We start from the raw sequence: 25,118 nt of genomic DNA, 5'->3' as shown, positions 1-25,118 counted from the left end.
AAGCACATGGGGCAGCGCAGTGACCTGCGAAGGCGCATGGCCGGCCTGGAGGCCGAGTGGTCCCGCTGGGTGCCACGGCTGAAGGTCGCGGGTACAGCCCCGAGCTGTGGTGATGGCCTGCGCCACGAGGTGACCGAGTCCTGGGCGCGCTCGCTGATCAGTGTGGATCCCGGACGGGACAGCGCTCCCGTCGCCGACGAGGGCGCGGTGCACGAACGCTGGTCCGGCTCCCTGCTGCGGCGACCGGTCGACGGCCTCGCCGACGAACTGCGCGGCGTCGCCGACGACGCCGGATTCGTCACCGCGGTCACCGACGAGTCCGGGACGATCCTGTGGACGTACGGCGGCCAGGCCATGCGGCGACGGGCCGAGCGGGTCAACTTCGCGCCCGGCGGGCGGTGGGACGAGCAGGCCATGGGCACCAACGCCGTGTCCCTCGCGCTGCGCACCGGCCGCCCCAGCGCCGTCTTCTCCGCCGAACACCTGGTGACGGCACTGCACGGCTGGGCCTGCTACTGCGCGCCGATCCACAGTCCCGACGGGCAAGTCGTCGGTGTTCTGGACCTGTCCACCACCTGGGACCGCTCGCACCCTCTGGCCATGTCCACCGTGCGCGGTCTGGCGTCCGCCATCGAGGCCGGACTCCGCACGGAACTGCCCCTTCAGTCCCGCGAAGACCGACCCCCGGTGCGGCTGGACTGCCTGGGCGCCGAGAAAGCCGTACGAGACGGCGTGCCCCTTCTCCTGCGGCCCCGACAGCTGGAGATCCTCACGCTCCTCGCGCTGGAACCGGACGGCTACACACCAGAACGGCTCCGCGAGGCCCTGTACGGCGACCGTGCCGTCACCGCGTCCACGTTCAAGGCGGAGATCTCCCATCTGCGCCGATCCCTCGGGGGCGGTATCGCCACCCGCCGCTACGCGCTGACCACGCCCGTCTCCTGCGACGCCGCCGATGTGCTGCGCGCGCTGGAGAACGGCGACACGGAGACGGCCCTGCGCCTCTACCGCGGCCCGCTGCTTCCCCGGTCCGAGGCCCCGGGCATCGAGGAGTGGCGTACCCACCTGGAGGTCGCCGTACGCGAGGCGGTCCTGGCGAGCAGTCGCCCGGAGCACGCCCTGCGCTACGGCGGGCGGGCGTCGTACGACGCGGAGGTGCACGAGCACGCGCTGCGTCTGTTCGGTCCGGCTGACGCACGCAGGGCTATCGCGGCCGGCCGACTGACGACCGCCCTGCGGGACTGACCCCGCCGCTACATCGACCGCCGGCACGCGGCGCGCCAACCTCACGCCAACCTCTCAACGCGACAGTGAGGCAGACCACGACGGCGTGGGCCGTCGTGCCACCGTCACTCACCAACGCTCACCGAGGAGAGCCGCCATGGTGTACGCACAGCCGGGAACGGACGGCAGCATCGTCAGCTTCGCCCCGCGATACGACAACTTCATCGGCGGTGACTGGGTCGCCCCCGTGGAGGGCCAGTACTTCAAGAACGTCTCGCCGGTGAACGGGAAGGTCTTCTGCGAGGTCGCCCGCTCCTCCGCGGCCGACATCGAGCTGGCCCTGGACGCCGCCCACGCCGCGGCAGGCAAGTGGGGCCGCACCTCCAGCGCCGAACGCGCCAACATCCTGAACAAGATCGCGGACCGGGTCGAGGAGCACCTCCCCAAGCTCGCCGTGGCCGAGACCTGGGAGAACGGCAAGCCGGTGCGCGAGACGCTGGCCGCCGACCTCCCGCTCGCCGTGGACCACTTCCGCTACTTCGCCGGGGTGGTCCGCGCCCAGGAGGGCAGCCTCTCCGAGATCGACGCCGACACGGTCGCGTACCACTACCACGAGCCGCTGGGCGTGGTCGGCCAGATAATCCCCTGGAACTTCCCGATCCTCATGGCCGCGTGGAAGCTGGCGCCCGCCCTGGCCGCCGGCAACTGCGTGGTCATCAAGCCGGCCGAGCAGACCCCCGTCAGCCTGCTGCTGGTGATCGAACTGATCGCGGACCTGCTCCCGCCCGGCGTGGTCAACATCGTCAACGGCTTCGGCGTCGAGGCGGGCAAGCCGCTCGCGTCCAGTCCACGCATCGCCAAGATCGCGTTCACGGGTGAGACCAGCACCGGCCGGCTGATCATGCAGTACGCGAGCGAGAACATCATCCCGGTCACACTGGAGCTGGGCGGCAAGAGCCCGAACGTCTTCCTGCCGGACGTCATGGCGGCCGACGACGACTTCCTGGACAAGGCCGTCGAGGGCTTCGTGATGTTCGCACTCAACCAGGGCGAGGTGTGCACCTGCCCGTCCCGCGCCCTGATCCACACCTCGATCTACGACGAGTTCATTGCCCGCTGCGTCGAGCGCACCAAGGCCATCGTCAGCGGCAATCCACTGGACCCGGCCACCATGATCGGCGCCCAGGCCAGCGTCGACCAGTACGAGAAGATCCTCTCCTACATCGACATCGGCAAGAAGGAGGGCGCCGACCTCCTCACCGGCGGCAACCCCCGCTCGGTGACGGGCCTGGAAGACGGCTACTACATCGAGCCCACCATCTTCCGCGGCACCAACGACATGCGGATCTTCCAGGAGGAGATCTTCGGACCCGTCGTCTCCGTCACCACGTACGACTCGCTCGACGAGGCCCTGAAGATCGCCAACGACACCCAGTACGGCCTCGGCGCCGGCGTGTGGACACGGGACGCCAACAACGCCTACCGCGTCGGCCGCGAGATCAAGGCCGGACGCGTGTGGACCAACTGCTACCACGCCTACCCCGCACACGCGGCCTTCGGCGGCTACAAGGGCTCGGGCATCGGCCGCGAGACCCACAAGATGATGCTCGACCACTACCAGCAGACGAAGAACCTTCTCGTCAGCTACGCGCCGAAGAAGCTCGGCTTCTTCTGACGGGCGCCCGCACCAGGCGTGTCGAGCCGAAGTCGGCCGCCGACGACCTGGTGCGGCGGCCAACCAGCACGGGTCGGTGATGTTCACCAGTCCGGGGGCTGCTTCGACGGCAGCCCCCGATGGGCTACCCTCGCGGATCAGTCCGAGCCGCAGGGAAGAAATTCTGCCCAATCTCGCTGGCCGGCAATGAAGGAATCCACCTTGCCGCTTGTCGTGTGGAACTTGATGACCTTGCCCTCAAATTCAGACCCGGAGGGTTCGAAGATGAGTTCGTCGGGATCCTTGCCGACGGTGACCTCGTTCGCGTAAGTCCGTAGTACGTCCGCCCGTGTGCTGCCCAGATGGATGCCAGAGGCTGTCGAGATAGACGTCGATGCCGACGACAACACGTAGACAGCTACGAGGTTGTCCTGGGCAAATCGCAGAAGCAGCCCGTTCGGCCCGCCTCCGACCGAGAGGTCCGTGCAGTCCGGCCCACCGGGCCCTTCCGGAATCGGTGCCCCCACCGCCTTCTCGGCTTGGGCTCGACTCATGCCCAGCTCTACGGGACCTATGCCGTTGACGGTGATGGCGTGTTGAGTTAGATCAACAGGCTTGGGTGCCTGCGCCTCCGGCTCAGCACCGTGTGTCACGAACCGTTTGCCGTCCCACGTCCAGGTGACATGGCGGAGTATCGACGGTCCCGTCGAATGGTTGTCTTCAGGCCCGTAGAACTTGACATCGGCGGCCAGACGACCGTCCCTTACCACCAAGGATTCTGGCTGGTACTCAGGTGACAGCCCTGAGACATCGAAGGATGGCGTACGACCCGCCTCGTGACCGTCCTCGTGGTAGACACGCAGCTCCTGATTGACGAAGTTGCTGGGTTGCGGGCTGCAGGAGAAGAGCACGGCCGTCACGTTGCCGAGGCGTGGGAGTCTGCCTGAGGCGGTCTCCTGAACTGCCACCTCCCAGTGGTCATACCCGCCGAGGCCGCTTCCCTTCGCGACTCCTTTGCCGTTGCGAACAGCTACCTGGACCGGCTTGTCGACGATGTCATCGCATGTGAGGCCGTAAGTACGATGCTGCCAGTCAATTGCTCCCTCGGTAAACGTCCTGGAAGCCAGGAAGCGGCCGCCTTGTTCTGTGGCGCCGCGAGTTGCGTACCTGAAGTGTGCGCACTCTGCATCGGAGGAACATACTAGTGCGGCACGCATTTGCGCATCGGTGGACTGACTCTCATACCCATTGCCGCAAATCGGGTCATGGTCGTAGCAGAATGTTTTGACTCGGCCGCCAAGCTCATCGGGAATGTAAGGGTCGCTGACGCCGTATCCGTAACGCCGGGCAAGTCCCTGCCCCTTGGATCCGTTATCCGCTTGCGGGTCACCGTAGAGCACGACGCCGTCTATTACATCGCGATAGTTATAGTCGTGCTTTTGCCGCAGGTACCTGTCTATGATCCATGCGCCTTCAGAGTATCCGGCCAACACAAAGCGCGTCGAAGGACAGCTCGCACGTGCGTTCCTGATTTCCTTATTCAGGAAACCCACGCCTACGGTCGTCGCCGAGACAGCTTCCGAGCCGACCACCTCGTTCCTGAAGAACTGCGACACTGTCATCTTCGGGTAACGCAGTGAGATCATTTTGAGGCTTGGCCCATTACTGCGTGGAGCAGAATTGAAGGATTGCCACGTTTTGTCGATCGTTGTGGATTGCCAGTCCTCATTGAGCCCGTGCGCTCCGATGAACACCACTGGGCATGCGACGGTTGTCTGGCCGGATGATGCCTGAGCTGGGGTGAGCCCCACGCTAAAAACAAGGAAGAGTCCGGCAATAAGACATGCACAATATCGCCGCATAAGCCCGCCTCACATATGCAGGAGGTAGCTGCTTTCAGCCCATGGCTATGAGGGCAACCCACGGCAGGCGCGCCGCGCATCGTGCTGACCCTCGCAACCGCCGTCTCAACAGAGAGTCCTGGATGCTCTGCCATCGGTGAACCCGAGGTAGTTGAGGATCTTCCCGCTTCCCATCATGCGTCCCAATCCATGTGGCTGCATCTGGTCCCGCCCAGCATGAACGGTTGCCACGGATGCGCCCCGCTTCCTGGGCGACGGCAAAAGGACAGCGTGTGCGTACGGATCGAGCGCCCCTGGGCCGGAGCGCCGTGAGAGATCGCGGCGCTCAGCCCGTTTCGGAATCGGTCGCAGACGGTGCTGCGGGACGAGCAGTTGAGTGCACGGGTCCTCGCGGTGTCGCGGCGCCGTCCGGGCCGTAGCCGAAGCGGATCAGTACATGCGGATGGCACCGCTTGTGTCGTGGGAGGGCCGTCGCGGCGCGCAGGTCGGGCCATTCCATGGCCTGGTGCAGGAGTGACGTGCGCAGACCGTGGGCGGTCGCCGTGAGGAGGACGTACTGCAGGGCCTGGCCCGCCCGCAGCCAGTCGTCCCGCCGGTCGTGTGCCGTCCACAGCAGGGCCAGCTGGACGTGGCGTTCGAACCACAGGGCGGGCCGGCGGACGGCGGGGATGGGTCCGGTGAAGTCACGCATCGGTATCCGCCTGCCCGCGTCCGGTGGGCCGAGGGCGGTGACGGGGATGCCGTAGGGGGTATCCCGTCCGGGTGCGGTGATCCAGGTGAGGGTTTCGGCGGTGCGGTCCGGGTGGGCGTGGTTGCGTGCCTCGGCTGCGGCGGTCAGGCGCAGCAGTCGCCGTGTTCCGGCGATGTCCGGTACATGAAGGCGGGCGTCGGCGGCGTGTGCGGCGGACGTCATCTCGGCCACGATCGGCTCGGGGACCGAGCGTCCGGTGAACGGCATCCGGCTGGTGTGCCGTCGTGCGATGGCCTCGTAGAGTCCAGGGTCCGATGGCTGGTCCTCCGCGTCGAGGGGGCCGGTCAGTCGTACGGTGGCCAACAGGCCGGGGGCGTGGGGGTCCGGCAGCAGTTTCACCTCGGGTCGCCAGCCGTGGTGGACGGCGGCGAGCCGGAGGTTGAAGACCGCGGCGCCCACGGACAGATACTGGGCGCGGTGCATCGGGTCGGTCAGCGGCAGTGTTCGCTCCGGCGCCGAATGGACCTCCAGCATCTGGCTGTTCGGGTTCAGGCGGAAGCGCCAGGGCTGTGTGTTGTGGATCGACGGGGCTGCCACGGCGGCCGCCAGGAGCGACTCCACGGTGGCCGCGTCCAGTACAGCTTGGGTGCGCATGATGCCTCCTCTTTCTTCGTGGTGGCCGCTGGTCATGTGGCGGGCAGGGCGGTGGCTAGCAGGACGACTCCGAGTGAGCCGACGAGGGAGACCACTGCGAGAGCCCGGGCCAGTTCGGCTCGGCCCTTGGCGTGGGCGATGCCGTGTCCTGCGGCGGCGAGCATCACCACCACGAACAGGGCGAGTTTCGTCGCCAGCGTGCGGCCGTAGCCGGGTTCGGCCAGCGAGGCCCAGGTGACTCCCCGGTGCCAGGCCATGGCCCAGCCGGTGCCCAGCTGCACGGGCAGGAACACCGCCCCGGTCAGCATCCCGAAACGGCGGCCGGCCGCGGCGGTGAAGCGGTCCTTGGCCTCCGGGGCGAGCAGGTGGCGGGCCAGTGGAAGGATGACGAGGGAGAGGGCGAGTTGGCCGCCGACCCACAGGGCGGCACCGGCCACGTGCGCGAACCGCACCAGGGACCACCAGCCGACGGTGTCCATCAATCACTCACCTCCACCATGCCGTGCGCTCCTGCCTCGGCATGGCGCATGTCGTGGTCGACGAACGCGTAGTGGCCGGCCTCGGGGAACGTCGTCTCGACGAAGCCGCCCTGCGCCGGGGCCATGTCCAGCACCTGCGCGCCGCCCGCCTCGCCCGGCTCGAGCAGGTAGGCACCCTCCTTGTACACGGTGTCGAAGACGGTGCCGACGATGTGGAAGGCGATGCCGTCGCTGGGTCCGGCGGCGACCACCCAGAAGCGGGCCCGCTCACCGGCCTTCACCTTCAGCGGCTCCTTGGCGTACTGGTTGGCCATGCCGTTGAACACCCAGGCGTCCGGGGTGTTCTGACGCATCTTCGTCACCTGGGCGGTGCTGCCGGGCGTGCCGAGGTAGAGCTCGGAGGACACCAGGACGTATTCGTGGTCGACCTTGGCGAGGCCGGGCGGGTCGATGACGACGGCGCCGTACATGCCGTTGCCGATGTGCTGGAGCATCGGTTTGGTGCTGCAGTGGTACAGCCATGCGCCGGCCTTCTCGGCGCGGAAGCGGTAGACCAGGCGCTCGCCGGGCTGGATGGTGCGCATGGGCTTGTCGGGGGCGAGGGATCCGGCGTGGAAGTCGATGCCGTGGCCCATGCCGTGGTCGTCGTTGACGAGGGTGATCTCGAAGACGTCGCCGACCTTTCCGCGCAGGGTGGGGCCGGGTGCGGTGCCGCCGAAGGTCCACATCTGCTGCTTCACTCCGGGGGCGACCTCCACCGTCGTGTGGGCGGCGTGCAGTTCGACCTTGTGGACCGTCCCGCCGAGCGCGGGGGCCAGGCCGGCGTCGCGTGACTGCCAGCCGGTGGAGTAGTCGGCGGCGAGGTCCAGACCGGCGTCGCCGTTGTCGGCGGCCGATGCGTGTCCCTCGTGTCCGCCGCTGTCCGTTGCCGTGTCACCTGCCGTGTCGCCGCCCTTGACGACGATGTCCATGGTCATCCCGGCCGCCTTGTGGCCCGGTAGCGTGCACCACGCCTCGCGGTTCTCGGTGACCTGCCCGAGATCAAGTACGCGGGTGTCGCCGTTGGCGAGCATCGGGGTGGCGGGACCGTCCTCGACCTTGAGGTCGTGGCGCTGGGCGTCGGTGTTGGTGACCTTCAGGCGCAGCACGGTTCCTGCGGTGACCTCGATGCGGGCGGGGCGGATGCGCATGTCGGCGAGGGTGACGGCGACCGTGCGGGTGGTTCCGCTTCCCGCACCCGCCGTCCCTGCGGCGCTCGCCTCGCCGCTCGTGTCGCCGCCGCTGTTGGCCACGAGTACGGCCAGCACGGTCAGTGCGGCACCTGCGGCGGTGCCCCACAGGGCGGGGCGCCGTGACACACCGGCGGCATGGTCCGCGTCATGGAGGAGACCCCGTCCGCTGCGGACGAGTACGGGCACGGCGAGGGCGAGGAACGCGGCCCCGGCCAGCGCGGCCAGCAGCACGCCGGTCGTGGCGGCCGGGCCGGGCAGCGGAAGTGCCGCGAGTGCGATGCCAGCGTTGAGGGTCACCAACCGCGGCAGCCAGCCCCGTTCGAGCAGCGCCCGTACGGCCGCACGGTCCTTGGGGCCGCTGCTGAGGACGACCGGGAGCAGATAGGTGAGCGCGCCGATCAGGATCTGGGCGACGAAGCCGACGAGCAGCACCGGCAGCAGGGCGTCGATCTCGGCCTGTGCTTTTGCGAGCGGCCGGGCGGCCAGCCATGCCAGGTCCGCCGCCACCGCGATCAGCAGCCAGCAGGTGGCCGCCGCGAGCATCCAGGCCGCCGCCGCGGCGACGGGCCGGTTGCCGCGTACGGTGCGCACTAACAGGTGGACGGCGAGGGCCGCCCCTTCCACGTACAGAGCGAGGCCCGCCACGGCCGGCCAGCGCCACCCGAGTGCCAGAGCGGAGACGGCCACCAGCAGTCCGCTGCCGGTGAGCCACAGCACCCATCGGGACACCTTCGTGGTGCGGTCCTTCATCCGTACGCCCAGCACAGTCGGCCACAGCATGAACAGCGTGCCCAGGACGGGCAGCCCGATCCAGCCGAGCAGCGTGACGTGGATGTGGGCCAGGCGCAGCCCCGCGTACCGGTCGGGCCCGCCGGCACCGCCGCCGGCCATCAGCCAGCCGAGAATCGCACCGGCGATCAGAGCGGCGGTGGCCGCCTGGTAGTAGGAGACGATCGGCTTGAGACGTCCGCCGAGCGCGCCCCGCCCGAGGCGGACCAGCGTGACGAGATGCGCGGTGGCCGCGGCCACCAGCAACGCGGCGGAAACGGCGGTCAGTACGGGAGTTGCTTTCCACACGCCGATGAGCAGCCCGGCGACGGCGAGGTTGGCCGTCGCGAGCCGGGCGGTGCTCCAGCGCTCGTCGGGGATCTTCGCGTGCAGCAGGGCGACGGCGAAGTGCTCGCTCCAGATGAAGATGGCGGTGGTGACGGCGCCGAGCAGGAACATGTGCACGGCCAGCCAGTGGGCCACCGGCAGCGCCTCTTGCGCCGCGACCGCGAGGAGGGCCAGGCCCAGCCACCCCACGACCAGGACATGGGCGCGCAGATGCCGGGCCTTCACGCCGGACGCCCTGAACCTGCTGGGGTACCTGCCGGGTCCGCTCGCGTCGCCGGTTCCGGTGGGCCCGTTGGCGATGCTGGTCATGCCACTCCTTGGTGCTGGTTCGAACGCGCGCCGCTGTCCTGGTGCGACGCGTTCCCGCCGTCGGCGCCGCCGGACAGCAGCGCGGCCAACTCCTCCTGGTGCGGGAAGGATCCGGGGACGTATCCGCACCACGGCTCCTCGGCGTACGGGTCGCCGGTGACGCCGTACGCGCGCGATCGCGAGCCGCCGCAGACCCGGCGGAACTCGCAGGCCCCGCACCGGCCACCGAGCCGGTCCGGGTTCCGCAGCCTGGTGAACAGCTCCGAGGTGCGGTAGATCTCTGTCAGCGGTGTCTCGCGGACGTTTCCGGCGCCCAGCGGCAGGAAGCCGCTGGGGTGCACGGTGCCGGTGTGGGAGATGAAGACGAAGCCGCGGCCCGCGTTGACGTCCAGGGGCGGGCGCCGCACCCGGCGCGCTCTGGTGTCCAGGCCCAGCTCGGCGGCCCGGTCGCGCAACTCCTGGTAGAGCGGGCCGAGTCCGAGCGCCGCAACGTGGTCGTCACCGGCGGTGGCGAGGATCTGGCGCTGCAGTGCGACGCGGCGGAAGTGGTGGGCCTCGGTGGTCTTGGCCGACACGGTCAGACCCACGTCGTAGACGAAGTTGAGCACGTCCTCGACCTCGCCCGGGGTGAGTGCGCCGAGGGTGCGGCCGCGGCCGGTGGGGACCAGGAAGAAGGCGCTCCACAGCATCGCGCCGTGCTCGGCGACGAGGCGGACGATGTCGGGGAGGTCATGGAGGTTGTGGCGGGCGACCGTGGTGTTGATCTGCACCTTCATGCCCAGCGCGCGGGCCGCGTCCCACGCGTCCAGAGTCCACCGGTACACGCCGGGCACGCCGCGGAACCCGTCGTGCAGGTCGGCGGTGGATCCGTCCAGGCTGAGGGAGAGCCCGACCGCACCCGCGGCGTGCACCTCCCGCAGCCGCTCCGGGGTGAGCGTGGGGGTGCCGGAGGGTGATACGGCGACCCGTACGCCCACCTCCTTCCCATACGCGAGCAGCTCCGTCAGGTCGGGGCGCTGGAAAGGGTCGCCGCCGGTGATCACGAAGATCGGGGCGGGCTGCCCGAAGGCGGCCACCTGATCCAGCAGGTCCTTGGCCGCGCTGGTGTCCAGCTCCTGCGGGTCGCGGTTCGGCACGGCCTCGGCGCGGCAGTGCAGGCAGGCCAGCGGGCAGGCACGGGTGGACTCCCAGATCACGATGAACGGCCGGTCCGCGACGTTCTGGTGCTGCCGTCGGATCGCGCGGGCGCCGCTCACCGGGCCCTCCGGCCTTGGCTCGTACGGATCGTTCGTCCGGCCACCCGGGAGTCGGGGCAGACGAGGCGGGCGGCCGGACGGTGACCGACCCGGGCCGTGCGCAGCGTCCGTGACGGGGGACGGCAGTGGAGTCGGCCGCACGGATGCTGGTTGCAGTAGTACACGGGATACCTCCGGATCGTTCGCTGATCAGCATGCGCCGCCGCCCAGGGGCGGCGCGGCGGCCGATCAGTCCCTCGCCGGTGGGCCGACGGTCCCTGGGTCCGGCCTTCGTGCCAGGGCCGAACGGCCCGTCCGAACGCACGCGGCGCTCCGGGCGCACGGCCCCTGAGCCAGTCGTCGCGCGCCACAGGAAATGCCGCCAGGGACTGCTGGTCGGCCGGGCCGGGGCGGACCGACGAGGCCCTGCCTCGCCCCGGATTGCTGAACTGGGCCCCCGCCTGCCGGGCCTTGGCGAGTGCATGATCAAAGGCTGCTGATCATGCTCTATCCTGACGTCGCCCTGTCGGCACTTCCACTGCCCGCACCCCAACTCCGTGGTGCCGTGTGGCATTTGGAAGCCGGTACGGGGAAATGACCACACGGCCTGCTCGGGTTCTTCATGCCCAGGCATGTCGCCCAAGCAGAATGGCAGGGGGAACGTTGAAGTTTCTGCGCGTGTTATCGGTGATCGGCGGGCTCATGGTGTTCGCGGGCTTCGCCTTGTTCGGCGTGGGGTTCCTGGATCTCATGGCCAACGGCAACGACGAGGGCCGCTTCGGGCCCCCGCCCATCATCATCTGGGGATTCGGCACCGCCTTCTTCGGCGTCCTCCTCACTGTTGCCGCCGGTAGCCTCCGGTACTTCATCCGGCGCCCATCGTTCGAGGTGCGTATCACCCGCGACTGACACCGATTCGCGCAACGCGGTTGCCGAGACCGCGGCGGGGACGACCGACAGGGATGCCGCATGGCCGGTGTTCAGGGGCGGCGCGTATCCGCACCCAGGGTTTTCGCCGTGGCCAACAGGGCCGCTCCGGCACCGGTCAGCAGAGTCCCGAGGCCCATGACCAGGGTGGTGAGGTGCCATGCCTGATAGGCGGAGAGCAGAGAACCGCGCAGGGACTGGCCCATGAACGCCGTCTGGCGCAGCTCGGCGAGCTTCTCGTCGTCGCCGCCGGCGGCGTGCAGCTCGGCGCTGATCTCCGCGTAGGTGCGGCCTCCGGTGGCATGGGCGAGATTGCCCTTGATGAACTCGGCGTAGGCGTGCGCCTCGGGGCCGGTTTCCACACGGCGGCCGGTGTAGATGGCGAGTTCGGCGGGCAGCCCGCGCTCGGGGAAGGTGATCTTCTGAGCGGCCAGCTCGGTGCGGATCTCCTTCCTGCCGCTGCGGCCCCGCAGCACCATGACCGGGCCGGCGACGCCCAGGGCCATGCCGACCGCGGCGATCAGGGTGCCGGCGCGACGGTGCGATGCGTCCATGATGTGTTGTCCTTCTTTCCTCATGTGCTTGCGGGTGCGGCGGCCGGGCTTGGGGTACGGCGATGCGTACCCGCCGGTAGGGTGATCTCCCCGCGCCGCCGGGAGGTTGAGGTGGGACTTCGGGTCAGCGGTGGCTGAGCCTCAACCGCCAGGCTTCGGGGCCGCGTTCCAAGTACTCCACGGCAAAGACTCCCGGGCTGCGCTGTTCGATCTGCGCGAGCAGCGGCAGCGGGTCGTGCGGGGCGACCAGCACCATCGCGGTACCCGCCGGGACGGCGTCCAGGGCTCCGAAGACCGTGGCGTGACGAATGGCGTGCGGAACCTCCCGCACGTCCAGTTCGGGCTCGGCCGTCTCCTCCGCACCGCCGCAGCCGCATACTCCGCCGCAGCCGCCGGTCTCCTCGATCTGTCCTTCTCGCATGGCCTGTCCTTCCTCGGTGTCCTGATCTTCTTGAGCGCTGGTGTTGCCCGTGTCGTTCGCGAGCCGGTGATGCATCTCCGCGAGCAGCTCCGCCAGGGAGACTTCTGACGTCATGGCGAGCAGGGGCAGCACGAGGCCGTTCTCCTTGGCCACGTGCTCCTCGAAGAGCACCTGCAGGGCCCGAGCATCGGCCGCCGCGCCCGCCGGGCCGGGCGCGTTGCGCAGGGCGTCGACGAGCGCGGTGAGGCAGCGGTGTTCGCCGATGAGACTCTCGATGAGCAGGCGGGCCTCGGGCATGCGGTGGGCGGCGGGGTAGAGCGCGGCCTCCTCGGCTGCGGCGTGGGGCAGCAGTGAGCGGTCGCAGAAGGCGACGAGTCCGGCGTGGATCTTCTCGGCGGCGCTGGGGTCGCGGTCCACGGCGGTCAGCAGCATCGTCACCCGCCCGGCCAGTTCCCCGGCCAGGCGGGCGTGGTGCGCCTCGGCGGCTTCGAGGGCTGTGGCGTCTTCGGGGGCCGAGGCGAGGGTGAGCACGCTCATGGCAGTGTCTCCAGCAAGTTTCACGGTCGGCTCGGCCGACCGGTGCGGGTGGATGGCATCCCGGGCGTCGCCGCTGGGGAAGAGGGATGCCGCGTCCGGCCGCGAGGGGCGGCCGGACGCGTGACCGGCCCGTTCGCCTCGCGCTGTACGCGCTACACCTGCGGCGGCCAGGGACGGGGGAATTGGCCGCCTGGCAGGCACGGAATGCGGTCGTACAGAGGGGCATCTGCGGTTCGATCAATGCCAAGCATGCAACGCCGGCCGCGCTGACTCCCCGGCCGACCGGACCCCACCACAGGGACCATTGGGCCCTATTGCGACCAGCCGGATTGGGCCGGAAGGCCAGTCGTCAGGGACCGCCAGCCCCAGGTGGGGGACGCGGTGCGCCGCCTAGCGTTCTCGGCCATGGAGAACGATCAGAACGTACGGCGTGAGGCGCTGCGCGCCGGTGAAAGCTGGCCGCTGGCCGCCCGCAGGCTGCTCACCCGCCGCGAGGTGTCCGCCGACGGGCGCGCCGTGTTCGGCACGGGCGACCCGAAGTGGGAGGGCTTCTACAGGGACCGCTGGTCGCACGACAAGGTGGTGCGCTCCACCCACGGCGTGAACTGCACCGGTTCGTGCTCGTGGATGGTGTACGTCAAGGACGGCATCATCACCTGGGAGCACCAGGCCACCGACTACCCGTCCATCGGCACGGACTGCCCCGAGTACGAGCCGCGCGGCTGCCCGCGTGGAGCGTCGTTCTCCTGGTACACGTACTCGCCCAGCCGGGTCCGCTACCCGTATGTGCGGGGTGCGCTGCTGAAGCTGTGGCGCGAGGCACGCAAGCGGCTGGGTGACCCGGTGGCAGCCTGGGCGGAGATCACCGGTGACCCGGCGAAGGCGCGGGCGTACAAGCGGGCCCGTGGCAAGGGCGGCCTGGTGCGCGCCGACTGGGACGAGGTGAGCGAGTTGATCGCCGCCGCCCAGGTGCACACCGTCAAGACGTACGGCCCCGACCGCGTCGCAGGTTTCTCGCCCATCCCGGCGATGTCGATGGCGTCGTTCGCGGCCGGGGCACGGTTCCACTCGCTGATCGGCGGCACGCTGCTGTCGTTCTACGACTGGTACGCCGACCTGCCGATCGCCTCCCCGCAGGTCTTCGGCGACCAGACGGATGTGCCGGAGGCGGCGGACTGGTGGAACGCCGGCTATCTGATCATGTGGGGCTCGAACATCCCCGTCACCCGCACGCCGGACGCGCACTTCCTCACCGAGACCCGCTACAACGGCACCAAGGTCGTCGCGGTCAGCCCGGACTACGCGGACAACGTCAAGCACGCCGACGAGTGGCTCGCCCCCCACCCCGGTACGGACGGGGCGCTGGCGATGGCCATGGGGCATGTGATCCTGCGCGAGTTCCTGGTCGACCGCGAAGTGCCGTACTTCCAGGACTACATGCGGAAGTTCACCGACGCTCCGTTCCTGGTGACCTTGCGCGAGCACGACCACGGTCTCGTCCCGGACGGGTTCCTCACGGCGGCCGACCTCGGCCGTAACGAGGAGAACGCCGAGTTCAAGACCGTCCTCCTGGACCGGGCCACCGGTGATGCGGTGGTCCCCGGCGGCTCGCTCGGCTTCCGGTGGGGGGAAGCCGGGCGAGGCCACTGGAACCTCGAACTGGGCGACGTCGTCCCGGAGTTGAGCCTGCTGGAGCGGGCCGAGGAGAGCGTCGAGATCGCGCTGCCCCGGTTCGACGAGGGCGGCACCGAGGGTGGCTCGGTCATGGTCCGGGGCGTTCCGGTGCGCCGGATGGGCGGACGGCTCGTCACCACGGTCTTCGACCTGATGCTCGCCCAGTACGGGGTGCGGCGACCGGGACTGCCCGGCAGTTGGCCGTCGTCGTACGAGGACGCTTCGGAGCCCTACACCCCGGCCTGGCAGGAGACGATCACCTCGGTGCCGGCCGCGCAGGCGGCACGGATCGCCCGGGAGTTCGCCCGCAACGCCGAGCGCACCAACGGCCGCTCCATGATCGCCCTCGGCGCCGGCACCAACCACTGGTTCCACTCCGACACCATCTACCGCGCCTTCCTTGCCCTGATCACCATGACCGGCTGCCAGGGCGTCAACGGCGGCGGCTGGGCGCACTACGTCGGCCAGGAGAAGGTCCGCCCGGTCACCGGGCAGCAGCACCTGTCGTTCGCCTTCGACTGGCAGCGGCCCACCCGGCACATGGCGGGCACCTCTTACTGGTACCTGAACTCCGACCAGTGGCGCTACGAGGCGTTCGGGCCCGAGGAGTTGGCCTCCCCGCTCGGGGAAGGGCGGTTCCAGGGCAAGGGCTTCGCCGACTGCCTCGCGCAGGCGATCCGCCTGGGCTGGACCCCGGGACATCCCGGCTTCAACCGCAACCCGCTCGACCTCACGGACGAGGCGGCGCGGGCCGGCCGTCCGGTCGCCGAGCACATCGTCGACGAGCTCAAGTCCGGGCGGCTGCGGTTCGCCGCCGAGGACCCCGACGACCCCGCCAACTTCCCCCGCGTACTGACCGTCTGGCGGGCCAACCTGCTCGGCTCCTCCGGCAAGGGCAACGAGTACTTCCTGCGCCACCTGCTGGGAACGGACGCGGCCGTCCGCTCCGAGGAGACCCCGCCCGAGAACCGTCCGAAGGACGTGGTGTGGCGGGAGGAGGCCCCCGAGGGCAAGCTCGACCTGCTGGTCTGCATGGACTTCCGGATGACCTCCACCGGACTGCTCGCGGACGTGGTCCTGCCGGCCGCCACCTGGTACGAGAAGGACGACCTGTCCAGCACGGACATGCACCCCTTCGTGCACGCGTTCACCCCGGCCATCGCCCCGCCCTGGCAGGCCCGCACCGACTACGACACCTTCCTGACCATCGCCGACAAGTTCAGCGAACTCGCTGCGGAACACCTCGGCACCCGCACCGATGTGCTGGCCGTGCCGCTGCTGCACGACACCCCCGACGAACTCGCCCAGCCCGGCGGGGTCGTACGGGACTGGAAGACCGGCGAGTGCGAACCGATCCCGGGCCGGACCATGCCCAAGCTGGTCGTCATCGAACGGGACTACGCCGCGACCGCGCAGAAGATGCGTGCCGTCGGCCCGCTCCTGGACAAGCTGGGCACCACGACCAAGGGTGTCTCCGTCACGGTGGGCCCCGAGATCGAGGAGCTGCGCCGCCGCAACGGCACCGTCAGGGACGGCATCGCTGCCGGCCGGCCCTCGCTCGCCACCGCGAGCCACATGTGCGACGCGATCCTCGCCCTGTCCGGCACCACCAACGGCCGCCTGGCCACCGAGGGCTTCCGCGAGCTTCAGGAACGGACCGGCAGCGAAGGCCTGGTGGAACTCGCCTCCGAGCGCGAGGCGGAGCGGATCACCTTCGCCGACACCCGCACCCAGCCACGCTCCGTGATGACCTCCTACGAGTGGTCGGGCTCGGAGACCGGAGGCCGCCGCTACTCCCCCTTCGTCATCAACACCGAGCACAAGAAGCCCTGGCACACCCTCACCGGCCGCCAGCACTTCTTCGTCCAGCACGACTGGATCGCCGAACTCGGCGAGCAACTCCCCGTCTACCGGCCCCCGTTGAACACACCTCGGCACTACGGCGACGAGCACCTGCACGACAAGGACCGGGCCGAGGTCACCGTCCGGTACCTCACCCCGCACTCCAAGTGGTCCATCCACTCCAACTACCAGGACAACAAGTACATGCTCGACCTGTCCCGCGGTGGCCCGACGATCTGGATGTCCACCGTCGACGCCGAGAAGATCGGGGTCAAGGACAACGAGTGGATCGAGGCGTACAACCGCAACGGCGTCGTCGCCGCCCGGGCCGTGGTCACCCACCGCATGCCCGAGGGAACCGTGTACATGTACCACGCCCAGGACCGCAACGTGAACGTCCCCAAGACCGAGGTCAGCGGCAAGCGCGGCGGCATCCACAACTCGCTCACCAGGCTGCTGCTCAAGCCCACCCACCTCGCGGGCGGCTACGCCCAGTTCACCTACGCCTTCAACTACTACGGCCCGACCGGCAACCAGCGCGACGAGGTCACCGTCATCCGCCGCCGCTCGCAGGATGTGGAGTACTGACATGCGCGTCATGGCACAGATCGCCATGGTCATGAACCTCGACAAGTGCATCGGCTGCCACACCTGCTCCGTCACCTGCAAGCAGACGTGGACCAACCGCACCGGCGTCGAGTACGCCTGGTTCAACAACGTCGAGACCAAGCCCGGCGTCGGCTACCCCCGCCGCTACGAGGACCAGGAGCAGTGGAAGGGCGGCTGGATGCTCGACAAGCGCGGGCGCCTGGTCCTGCGCTCCGGCGGGAGAATCAAGCGCCTGCTGTCGCTGTTCTCCAACCCCGACCTGCCGTCCATTGAGGACTACTACGAGCCGGTCACCTACGACTACGACAACCTCGTCAGCGCCCCTGCCCAGAAGGACATCCCCGTCGCCCGCCCGCGATCGGTCCTCACGGGCAAACCCACCGCCATCACCTGGGGCGCCAACTGGGAGGACGGCCTCGGCGGCGCACCCGAGAACGCCGGCGGCGACCCCAATCTCAGCGGTGAGTGGGCGCAGAAGGTCAAGTTCGAGTTCGAGCAGACCTTCCTCTTCCACCTGCCCCGCCTGTGCGAGCACTGCCTCAACCCCGCCTGCGTGTCGGCCTGCCCGTCCGGCGCGATGTACAAGCGGGTCGAGGACGGCATCGTCCTCGTCGACCAGGACCGCTGCCGCGGCTGGCGCATGTGCGTGACCGCCTGCCCGTACAAGAAGGTGTACGTCAACCACGCCACCGGCAAGGCCGAGAAGTGCACCTTCTGCTTCCCGCGCATCGAGGCCGGCCAGCCCACCGTCTGCTCCGAGACCTGCGTCGGCCGCCTGCGCTACCTCGGCCTGCTGCTGTACGACGCCGACCGCGTCGGCGAGGCCGCCGCCACCCCGGACGAGCACGACCTGCTGGACGCGCAGCGGCGCGTCTTCCTCGACCCGCACGACCCCGAAGTCCGTGCGGCCGCAAGGGAGTCCGGCATCCCCGAGGACTGGCTGGAGGCTGCCCGCCGCTCCCCGGTGTACGACCTGGTCATGCGGTACAAGGTCGCACTGCCGCTGCACCCGGAGTACCGCACCCTGCCCATGGTCTGGTACGTGCCCCCGCTCTCCCCCGTCCTCGACGCCGTCGACGCGGCGGGCGGCAACCAGGACGACCCCGACCACGTCTTCGCCGCCGTCACCCGCCTGCGCATCCCGCTGGAGTACCTGGCCGAGTTGTTCACCGCCGGGGACACCGACGTGGTCGCCGGGGTTCTGATGAAGCTCACCGCGCTGCGCTCGTACATGCGCGAACGCACTCTTGGCGAGGACGGCGACGAGGCCGTACTCAAGGCCGTCGGCCTCATCGCCCGCGAGGCGGAGGACCTGCACCGCCTCCTCGCCGTCGCCAAGTACGCCGACCGCTACGTCGTCCCCGCCGCCCACAAGGAGGACGCCGCCGCGCTCACCGCGATGGAGAACCGCTGCCCGGTCGAGACGTCCGGCGACGCCGAGCCCCGCAAGATCATGCTCGGCATCCCCACCCTGCGCCGCCGTGCGCCCGAAGCTCCCGCCGGAGGCCGTCCGTGAGCCCGCTGCCCGCAACGATTCCCGCCCGCGTCCGCGCGGCCGTACGCCGCCCGGCCCGGCTCACCCCCGAGGAGGCGGCGGGCCGAGCGCTGACGCTGCGGCTCGTGTCGCTGCTTCTGCAGTACCCCGACTCCGAACTGACCGCAGCCCGGACGGAGTTGACGACCGTTGTGGAGGCGCTGCCGGCCACGCCCGCTGCGGAACACCTCGCCCGGTTCACCGACTGGTTCGCCGCACAGGATCCCGAGGCGCTGGAGCGGCACTACGTCGAGATGTTCGACCTGCGCCGCAAGAGCAGCCTCTACCTCACCTACTACCTGCACGGCGACACCCGCCGCCGCGGCATGGCCCTGCTCACCCTCAACCAGCGCTACCGCGCCACCGGCTGGGACACCGACGGCGGCGAACTCCCCGACCACCTCCCGGTCGTCCTGGAGTTCGCCGCCCTGGCGGGTCCGGGTGGCGGAGAGGCACCGCTGCGCCAGCATCGGCGCGGGCTGGAGCTGATCCACCGGGCGCTGACCGACGCCGACTCCCCCTACGGGCACGTCCTTGCCGCGCTGCTCACCCTGCTGCCGCCGCCCACCGAGGCCGACCGCGCGGCCGTGGCCCAGCTCGTCGCCGAGGGCCCGCCGAACGAGGAGGTCGGGCTCGACCCCTACGGCACCTACGGGGAGGGGGAGTTCGCTCCTCCCGGCACCTTCGTGCCGCCGATGCCCGCCCCGCCGACCCATGTGCCGTCCGCTCCGACCAGCCGTACGGAAGGCCCCCGATGAACACCGCGCTCTCCCCCTTGGCCGCCTCGGCGAGCGGCGCCGATCTGCTCCTGTGGGTCGCCGTCCCCTACATCTGTCTCGCCGTCTTCGCCGTCGGACACGTCTGGCGCTACCGGCAGGACCAGTTCGGCTGGACCTCCCGCACCACCCAGCTCCTCGAACACCGCTGGCTGCGCTGGGGCAGCCCGCTGTTCCACCTCGGCGCCTTCATGGTGATCGCCGGACATGTCGTGGGGCTCGCCATTCCCGACTCGTGGACCGAGGCCGCCGGCATCAGCGAGCACGCCTACCACACCACGGCCGTATGGGCGGGCTCGGTGGCGGGCGTCGCCATGGTCACCGGGCTCGGCATGCTGTGCGCCCGCCGGCTGCTGACCCGCCAGATCCGCCTCGGCACCGACCGCAGCGACAAACTCCTCTTCCCCCTACTGTCCGCCACCGTCCTGCTTGGCATCACCGCCACCTTCGCCCACAACATCTTCGGCGCCGGATACGACTACCGCGCAACCGTCTCCGTCTGGTTCCGCGGCCTGTTCGTCCTCCAACCCCAGCCCGAGGCCATCGCCGGAGCGCCTGTCCTCTTCCAGTTGCATGCCCTGACCGCCTTCCTGCTCTTCGCAGCCTGGCCGTTCACCCGGCTGGTCCACGTGTGGAGCGCCCCGATCGGATACCTGGCCCGCCCGTACCTGGTCTACCGGCGGCGGACCGCACCGGTGGCGGCCCCGGCGGCAGGCGGCCGGACCCGATCGGCCTCGGGCTCCCGGCGAGCGGCATGAGTCACGGACCCGCGCTCGCACCAAACGCCCCGCCCACCCCGCGCCCGCACGCCTTGGGCGCGAGCCGCCGCACGGGATGGGTGATGGTCCTCACCGGAACCGTCGGCTGGCTCGCCTCCTTCCAACTCACCGTGGACGACTGGCGGCTGCTGCGCGACCCCGCCTACCAACCGCCCTGCAACATCAGCCCCGTCGTGAGCTGCGGCAGCGTCATGTCCAGCCCGCAGGGCAGCCTGCTCGGCTTCCCCAACATGCTGCTCGGACTGGGCGCCTTCGCCGCCGTGACCGCCCTGGGCATCGCCGTCCTCTCCGGGACGCGCCTGCACCGCCGGCTGTGGCTCGCCCTTGATGCCGGTGCGCTGGTCGGAGTGGTGTTCACGCACTGGCTGATCGGCCAGTCGCTCTACGAGCTCAACAAGCTCTGCCCCTACTGCGCCGCCGTCTGGGTCGTCACCATCGCACTGTTCTGGTACCTCACCCTGCACTGCCTGGAACGGGGAATCGTCCCCGTGCCCCGGGGCGTGCTGTATATCGTCCGCGACACGCATTGGATGCTCCTCGGCGCCTGGTACGGGGTAATCGTGCTGCTGGTCCTCACCCGCTTCTGGCCGTACTGGAGCAGCGTGCTGTAACCGGCCAACGCCCTCCGCACGCCGCCCAACACGCTCACAGGTCATCCGGACGAGAGATACGACGATCATGGACGACGTACTGAAGGAATGGACGGCCGCTCTCAAGGCCGAGCTGGGCATCGAGCTCGAGTCGACCGGACGCTACTCCTCGCCCTCGCGGGCGACGCCGCTCACGGCGTCGCCCGGCCCGCCGCCCCGCTGACGACCTTCCTGGTCGGGTACGCGGCGGGGCAAGCGGGCGGCGGTCCTGACGCGGTGGCCGCCGCCACCCGGCGCGCCGTGGAACTGGCCACCCAGTGGGCCGACGAAGCCGACCGCCGCCCCGGCTCCAGGGCCGCATGACCAGCCCCCGACCGTCAGTCGCGATCAGCAGGCAGACTGGCAGATCGCACTAAGTCTTGACATACGGGACGCCCTTAGCGTCGAGGAGTGCCCCCACTCGGGCGACATGCTTGCGGTGGACCGCGCACATCAGCAGCTGCTGGGCCCGAGAGGCGGCCACATAGAGGACGCGCCGGGCCTCGGTGTCATGACCGCCTTCCCAGTCGTCGAGGACTGTCCGCTCTGTGACGCGATCTACGCGAAGCCTCTCCGGCAGGACGAGCACCACGCCGGGGAACTCCATGCCTTTGACGCCGTGCACGGTGGAGAAGGGAATCGCTGGGCTGTTGCCGAAGCCGGCGACGCTTGTCCAAGCCTCATCCGACGGAGCCTTGAACAGCTTGCCGAGGTCGCCGGAACTGGGAGGTGCCACGTCGCCCCAATCCGCCCTTTTCATGAAGTCACGTACTTCTGCGGCGAACGTCTGCTTGGCCTTGGGCTCGGCGTGGAGACTCATCGCCATCCGGACCGCAAACGCCTCCAACCAGCGCCGCTCGACCCCTGCTTGCTCGCACAACGCATCGAAGCTGTGGTGCTCAGTCTTCTGGTTCACTGTGAGGACTGCCAGAACAGCACGTTGCACCTGATCCACTGCTTTCTGACGGGTCTTCGGATCGGTCTCCCGGGACCTGAGCTTCAGCCCGGCACTGGCGATGGCGAGGACTCGGCTGCTTCCCACACTTTCGGGGCTCACCACGCCGGCTGCCTTCATACCGTGGACCTCGGCGTGCGACAGGAGCATCAAATCGGCTGCGGCCAGTTTGTGCTGCTCAGCAACGTCCAGAGCAGCGGGCACGATCTGGTCGAGAGACGAGAACTCGATCAGGTGCACCGGAGTTTGGACGATGGAGTTGTCACCCCGAGCTGTCTCGGCGAACGGCCCAGACCTCAAGGCGCTGTTGAGCGCGCAGATGGCTGGCGAGCTGCGCCAGTTGTCCCGCAGTTCCAGTAGCCGGGGAAGGCTGGTGGCGAACACCTGAACGGCGGCAGGTGTGGCGCTGCGGAACTCGTAGATCGACTGGTCGATGTCGCCGACCAGCACGACGCGTACTCCGCAGTCGCGGAGAAACTCCAGGATGCGCAGCTCCTCGCGACCGCAGTCCTGCGCCTCGTCGACAATCACCTCAGCAAAACGTGACCGCAACAGCGGCGCGAGGATGACCCGCTCCTTGGCGCTGCCGAGCCAAAATTCAGCCAGCACGCGTGCGGCTGCACAACTGACGGTACCTGCCCTGAGGAGGCGGCCAAAGATATAGGCGGCATTGGCCTCCGCCTCTTGTTTACGCTCAGCAATCTTCCTGTGCGCATCCGCATCGCCAAACTCTCGCGGCACTCGACTCAGATCGAGGTGAGCCCGCCCATCTGGATCGAAGTCGAACCAGTTGAACTCCAGGTCTTTGGTTCTCCCCATGTCACGCAGGCGGAAGCTCGTACTGGGCACATCTCGCCAGGACTGCACATAGTTGGGCTTCTGCTTGTACACCTTTACGTATAGGGGGGTCACAATGAAGCGGTGAATAAATGCGTCAAAGGTCCCTACGAAATGTGGCGCCTCTAGAGCTTCAGCTCGGTCCCCACACCGTTGCCGTACTTCGTTCACGGCCGCGTTGGTGAACGATATGAGGGCGATACCTCGGCGCTTTTCTTCGGCAGTTCGCTTCAAGAACCTGGCGACCATGGCGCGGGTCTTTCCTGCTCCAGGGCAGGCGACAGCGAACAGGCTGTCCTCGGCGTCAACAAGTGCCTGCTGATCACCGGTCAAGATCACAGTGCTCAACCTTCACCGCCGCTGTCCACCAACACGCCGCGGATGGCGTCTGCCAGATACTTGGGCGCCTCGAAGGCCATACCGCCCTGGATCGCGAGGGCCACGTCGTGCGCGAACTCGCCCTTGCTGATGAACTTGTCGTACTTGCAAAGCTTCTGATAGAAGCCAAAAGCCGGACCTTTACTATGCCCCAGGATGTCTTTCCAATGGTGCTCTGACTGGGGATGTTGCTTCAAATAGGCCGCCTTGAGTACAGGCTCGTTTATCTTTGAGGCGAGCAAATCCGCTTCGAGTGTGTGGGGAGCTTCAGCCACGATCAGGTGGTCGGCAGCACCAATAGCTGCGGCATGCGCCGTGAGTAGTTCCTTCCGGTTGCTCACCTTGGTTCGATTGGCAGCACGGTCCTCGATCACTTCGTGCTGTTCAGCAGGTAGCGCTTCAGAATCACCCTCAGGTCCACCTTCAGCCTGCTGGCCATCCTTCTGCTTCGGCTTCTTGGGCAGCTCGGGATCCGGGTCTCGGTCGGTAACGACCGTAAGTTGGTCCAGCAGGCGGCAGCCGTTGACCGTCGAGAGCAGCAAGGTGATGTAAGGAGCGAAGTCGACGCTGCCGACATTGATGATCGTGACGCCGTGAAAGTCACGGCGCTGCTTCGTCTTGTCCTCACCCTTGAAGACGCAGTGCCGGGCGATGGCCGGGAGGAGGACCGCCTCCGCGATGCCTTCGACGAGAATGACGCGGCGAGCGAAGAGCAGGCCGGCGCGGGTGGCATCCAGGTACTGATTGATCTTCCGCCGCTCGTCGTCGGCGAGCGCGAGCTTGGCCAGAGGCAGCGACTGGGTCTTCCGGCGAAGGACCTCCTTGCCATCGCCCTCGTCGTCCTGGAACGTCTCCTTCTCCACACGCGTCCGCAGCACCACGACGTTCTCGATGCCCACGCTGCTGGCCAGATTCGGCGAGTGGGTGGTCGCGATGATCTGGATGCGTCCCGCAGGCCCCTGCGTGTCGTCCCGGGGAGAGGCTTCGGCCTGCTCACGCAGGTAGTCCAGGAGCACGGCCTGGAGCTGTGGGTGGAGATGAGCCTCGGGCTCCTCAACGAGGAACAGCGTCAGCTCCGCTGCCTGCGCCTTCCGCAACTCCAGGATGACGGTCGCGATGAAGAGCAGGTTGGCATAGCCCAGACCCGACTCAGCGAGATCAGCTGGTTCGATCCCGGCCTCTGCCATCTTCACGCGGAGACTCCGCGCGAGCCGGTGCAACTCGTACTCGGCGAACGTGACCTCGACGGTTTGGCCCCGCACCGAGTCAGTGAGCTCGCCGAGGTGGACCTGTATCTCGCTGGTTGTTGAGGTCAGGACGTTGTGGTCTTTGAGCTTCGTCAGCGAGTCGTTGGCGCTCGTACGGAACTCTTCCTGCTCCTCTTCGCTGGTGAGGTACCGGATGATCCGCAGCAGCCGGTTGCCGTCGGACGAGTCGAGCTCCCGCTGGGCGTCGCGCAACGGGGCCAGGTAGACGTGTCCTATCTGCTCGCGCTTCCCCGGCTCGGCGTCCGGACCACCGACAGGCCCGGCCGAGACACTGGGCCGCATCTGCTGCCGGGCCGGGTCCTTCTTGTAGGTCGTCGTGTAGATCGCTTGATGCGTGTCCACGTCGAGCGCGGCGATGTAGTGAGCTCGCTGTATCGCTGTCAGCCCGTCGTAGGTGGCTTGGAACTCAGCTTCCTGCACTTCCCGGCCTCGCGACAGGTCGGACTCGTCGAACCACCTTGTGCTGCGACGGTTCAGGGGCGTGGTGGCCAGCCGCAACGATTCGATGACGTTGGACTTGCCAGAGTTGTTCTCACCAACGAGCAGCGTGATACCCGGCCGGAATTCGACCGCCACGTCGTAACAAGACCGGAAGTTCTTGATGCCGAGCTTGGACAAATACATCCCGGCTTCCGGCTCTTCTTGCCTCTGGCTCACCAGCACATCCCCGTAAGTTCACGCCTACCAATGCACGCGAAAGCAGCCATCTGCACCATCCGTCGCATAGGCCAGCCCTTGCGCACTTTGGCACACGATCCCAAGGTCGTACTGACGAACCAGCAAGCAACACAGCGTGTTGTTCGCCACGTTGGGTGGCGGGTACCTCGCTGCGTCCCGAGCCGGTGGCCAATTGCGCGCTGCCGCATGAGTATTGGGCCTGGTCAGGAGGGAAGCACGGGCACGAATACGGCCCCGTGGCCACGGCGACGTAGTAGGGGGTGG

18 protein-coding genes are annotated in these 25,118 nt (G+C 68.6%); 9 read left to right on the top strand and 9 right to left on the bottom strand.

Annotated features, from left to right (window positions below; all coding sequences use genetic code 11):
- The first annotated feature begins 6 nt into the window (after positions 1-6).
- On the top strand, positions 7-1,245 hold the full coding sequence (locus ACFY9I_RS23280; protein WP_391004559.1) for a GAF domain-containing protein: 1,239 nt from the start codon (positions 7-9) through the stop codon (positions 1,243-1,245).
- Between the two features lie 136 nt (positions 1,246-1,381).
- Positions 1,382-2,899: an aldehyde dehydrogenase gene (gene adh / locus ACFY9I_RS23275; protein ID WP_391004557.1), complete on the top strand. Its 1,518-nt coding sequence runs from the start codon at positions 1,382-1,384 to the stop codon at positions 2,897-2,899.
- A gap of 137 nt (positions 2,900-3,036) precedes the next feature.
- Here adh and ACFY9I_RS23270 read toward each other — a convergent pair whose 3' ends face one another.
- From ACFY9I_RS23270 to ACFY9I_RS23250, 5 genes are all read right to left on the bottom strand, one after another.
- On the bottom strand, positions 3,037-4,635 hold the full coding sequence (locus ACFY9I_RS23270; protein WP_391004555.1) for a cutinase family protein: 1,599 nt from the start codon (positions 4,633-4,635) through the stop codon (positions 3,037-3,039).
- Between the two features lie 430 nt (positions 4,636-5,065).
- The gene (locus tag ACFY9I_RS23265) at positions 5,066-6,085 is read right to left on the bottom strand and encodes an Acg family FMN-binding oxidoreductase (protein ID WP_391004553.1); all 1,020 of its coding nucleotides are present in this window, start codon (positions 6,083-6,085) and stop codon (positions 5,066-5,068) included.
- Between the two features lie 32 nt (positions 6,086-6,117).
- Positions 6,118-6,564, bottom strand: a complete 447-nt coding sequence (locus tag ACFY9I_RS23260) for a hypothetical protein (RefSeq protein ID WP_391004551.1) — start codon at positions 6,562-6,564, stop codon at positions 6,118-6,120.
- Positions 6,564-9,221 (bottom strand): multicopper oxidase domain-containing protein, encoded by a 2,658-nt coding sequence (locus ACFY9I_RS23255; protein ID WP_391004549.1) that lies wholly within the window; start codon positions 9,219-9,221, stop codon positions 6,564-6,566. Before ACFY9I_RS23255 ends, ACFY9I_RS23260 begins: the two co-directional genes overlap by 1 nt.
- Positions 9,218-10,477, bottom strand: a complete 1,260-nt coding sequence (locus tag ACFY9I_RS23250; protein WP_391004548.1) for a TIGR04053 family radical SAM/SPASM domain-containing protein — start codon at positions 10,475-10,477, stop codon at positions 9,218-9,220. The genes ACFY9I_RS23255 and ACFY9I_RS23250 overlap by 4 nt, the downstream gene beginning before the upstream one ends.
- A 642-nt stretch (positions 10,478-11,119) precedes the next feature.
- On the opposite strand from ACFY9I_RS23250, the gene ACFY9I_RS23245 reads away from it, so the two are divergent.
- The gene (locus ACFY9I_RS23245; RefSeq protein ID WP_391004546.1) at positions 11,120-11,365 is read left to right on the top strand and encodes a hypothetical protein; all 246 of its coding nucleotides are present in this window, start codon (positions 11,120-11,122) and stop codon (positions 11,363-11,365) included.
- A 71-nt stretch (positions 11,366-11,436) separates the two neighbouring features.
- Here the strand turns inward: ACFY9I_RS23245 and ACFY9I_RS23240 are convergent, their stop codons facing one another.
- Together ACFY9I_RS23240 and ACFY9I_RS23235 are read right to left on the bottom strand one after the other, a co-directional pair.
- Entirely contained in the window at positions 11,437-11,937 is a 501-nt protein-coding gene (locus tag ACFY9I_RS23240; RefSeq protein WP_391004544.1) for a hypothetical protein, read from the bottom strand.
- Between the two features lie 124 nt (positions 11,938-12,061).
- Positions 12,062-12,895 carry a DUF2249 domain-containing protein gene (locus tag ACFY9I_RS23235; RefSeq protein WP_391004542.1) on the bottom strand — a complete coding sequence of 278 codons (834 nt, stop codon included), beginning with the start codon at positions 12,893-12,895 and terminating at the stop codon, positions 12,062-12,064.
- A gap of 405 nt (positions 12,896-13,300) precedes the next feature.
- Between ACFY9I_RS23235 and ACFY9I_RS23230 the strand changes: the two genes are divergently transcribed.
- From ACFY9I_RS23230 to ACFY9I_RS23205, 6 genes are all read left to right on the top strand, one after another.
- Positions 13,301-16,999, top strand: a complete 3,699-nt coding sequence (locus ACFY9I_RS23230; RefSeq protein ID WP_391004540.1) for a nitrate reductase subunit alpha — start codon at positions 13,301-13,303, stop codon at positions 16,997-16,999.
- A 1-nt stretch (position 17,000) separates the two neighbouring features.
- Positions 17,001-18,536 carry a nitrate reductase subunit beta gene (narH, locus tag ACFY9I_RS23225; protein WP_391004538.1) on the top strand — a complete coding sequence of 512 codons (1,536 nt, stop codon included), beginning with the start codon at positions 17,001-17,003 and terminating at the stop codon, positions 18,534-18,536.
- Positions 18,533-19,312 carry a nitrate reductase molybdenum cofactor assembly chaperone gene (gene narJ, locus ACFY9I_RS23220; protein ID WP_391004536.1) on the top strand — a complete coding sequence of 260 codons (780 nt, stop codon included), beginning with the start codon at positions 18,533-18,535 and terminating at the stop codon, positions 19,310-19,312. The genes narH and narJ overlap by 4 nt, the downstream gene beginning before the upstream one ends.
- Positions 19,309-20,088: a respiratory nitrate reductase subunit gamma gene (gene narI / locus ACFY9I_RS23215; RefSeq protein ID WP_391004535.1), complete on the top strand. Its 780-nt coding sequence runs from the start codon at positions 19,309-19,311 to the stop codon at positions 20,086-20,088. The genes narJ and narI overlap by 4 nt, the downstream gene beginning before the upstream one ends.
- Positions 20,085-20,720 carry a vitamin K epoxide reductase family protein gene (locus ACFY9I_RS23210; protein WP_391004533.1) on the top strand — a complete coding sequence of 212 codons (636 nt, stop codon included), beginning with the start codon at positions 20,085-20,087 and terminating at the stop codon, positions 20,718-20,720. The genes narI and ACFY9I_RS23210 overlap by 4 nt, the downstream gene beginning before the upstream one ends.
- 87 nt (positions 20,721-20,807) lie before the next feature.
- Positions 20,808-21,062, top strand: a complete 255-nt coding sequence (locus tag ACFY9I_RS23205) for a DUF6457 domain-containing protein (protein ID WP_391004531.1) — start codon at positions 20,808-20,810, stop codon at positions 21,060-21,062.
- Between the two features lie 49 nt (positions 21,063-21,111).
- On the opposite strand, the gene ACFY9I_RS23200 is transcribed toward ACFY9I_RS23205, so the two are convergent.
- Both ACFY9I_RS23200 and ACFY9I_RS23195 read right to left on the bottom strand, forming a co-directional pair.
- Complete coding sequence (locus tag ACFY9I_RS23200) at positions 21,112-22,869, bottom strand: UvrD-helicase domain-containing protein (protein ID WP_391004530.1); 1,758 nt, start codon at positions 22,867-22,869, stop codon at positions 21,112-21,114.
- A gap of 5 nt (positions 22,870-22,874) precedes the next feature.
- The gene (locus ACFY9I_RS23195) at positions 22,875-24,833 is read right to left on the bottom strand and encodes an AAA family ATPase (RefSeq protein WP_391004528.1); all 1,959 of its coding nucleotides are present in this window, start codon (positions 24,831-24,833) and stop codon (positions 22,875-22,877) included.
- Between the last annotated feature and the right edge of the window lie 285 nt (positions 24,834-25,118).

Origin of the sequence: Streptomyces sp. NPDC012510, from assembly GCF_042955065.1 — a bacterium.
In the GTDB taxonomy this organism is placed as follows: domain Bacteria; phylum Actinomycetota; class Actinomycetes; order Streptomycetales; family Streptomycetaceae; genus Streptomyces.
The sequence above is the reverse complement of the archived record's forward strand: the minus strand, read 5'-3'. Positions and strand labels throughout refer to the sequence as shown.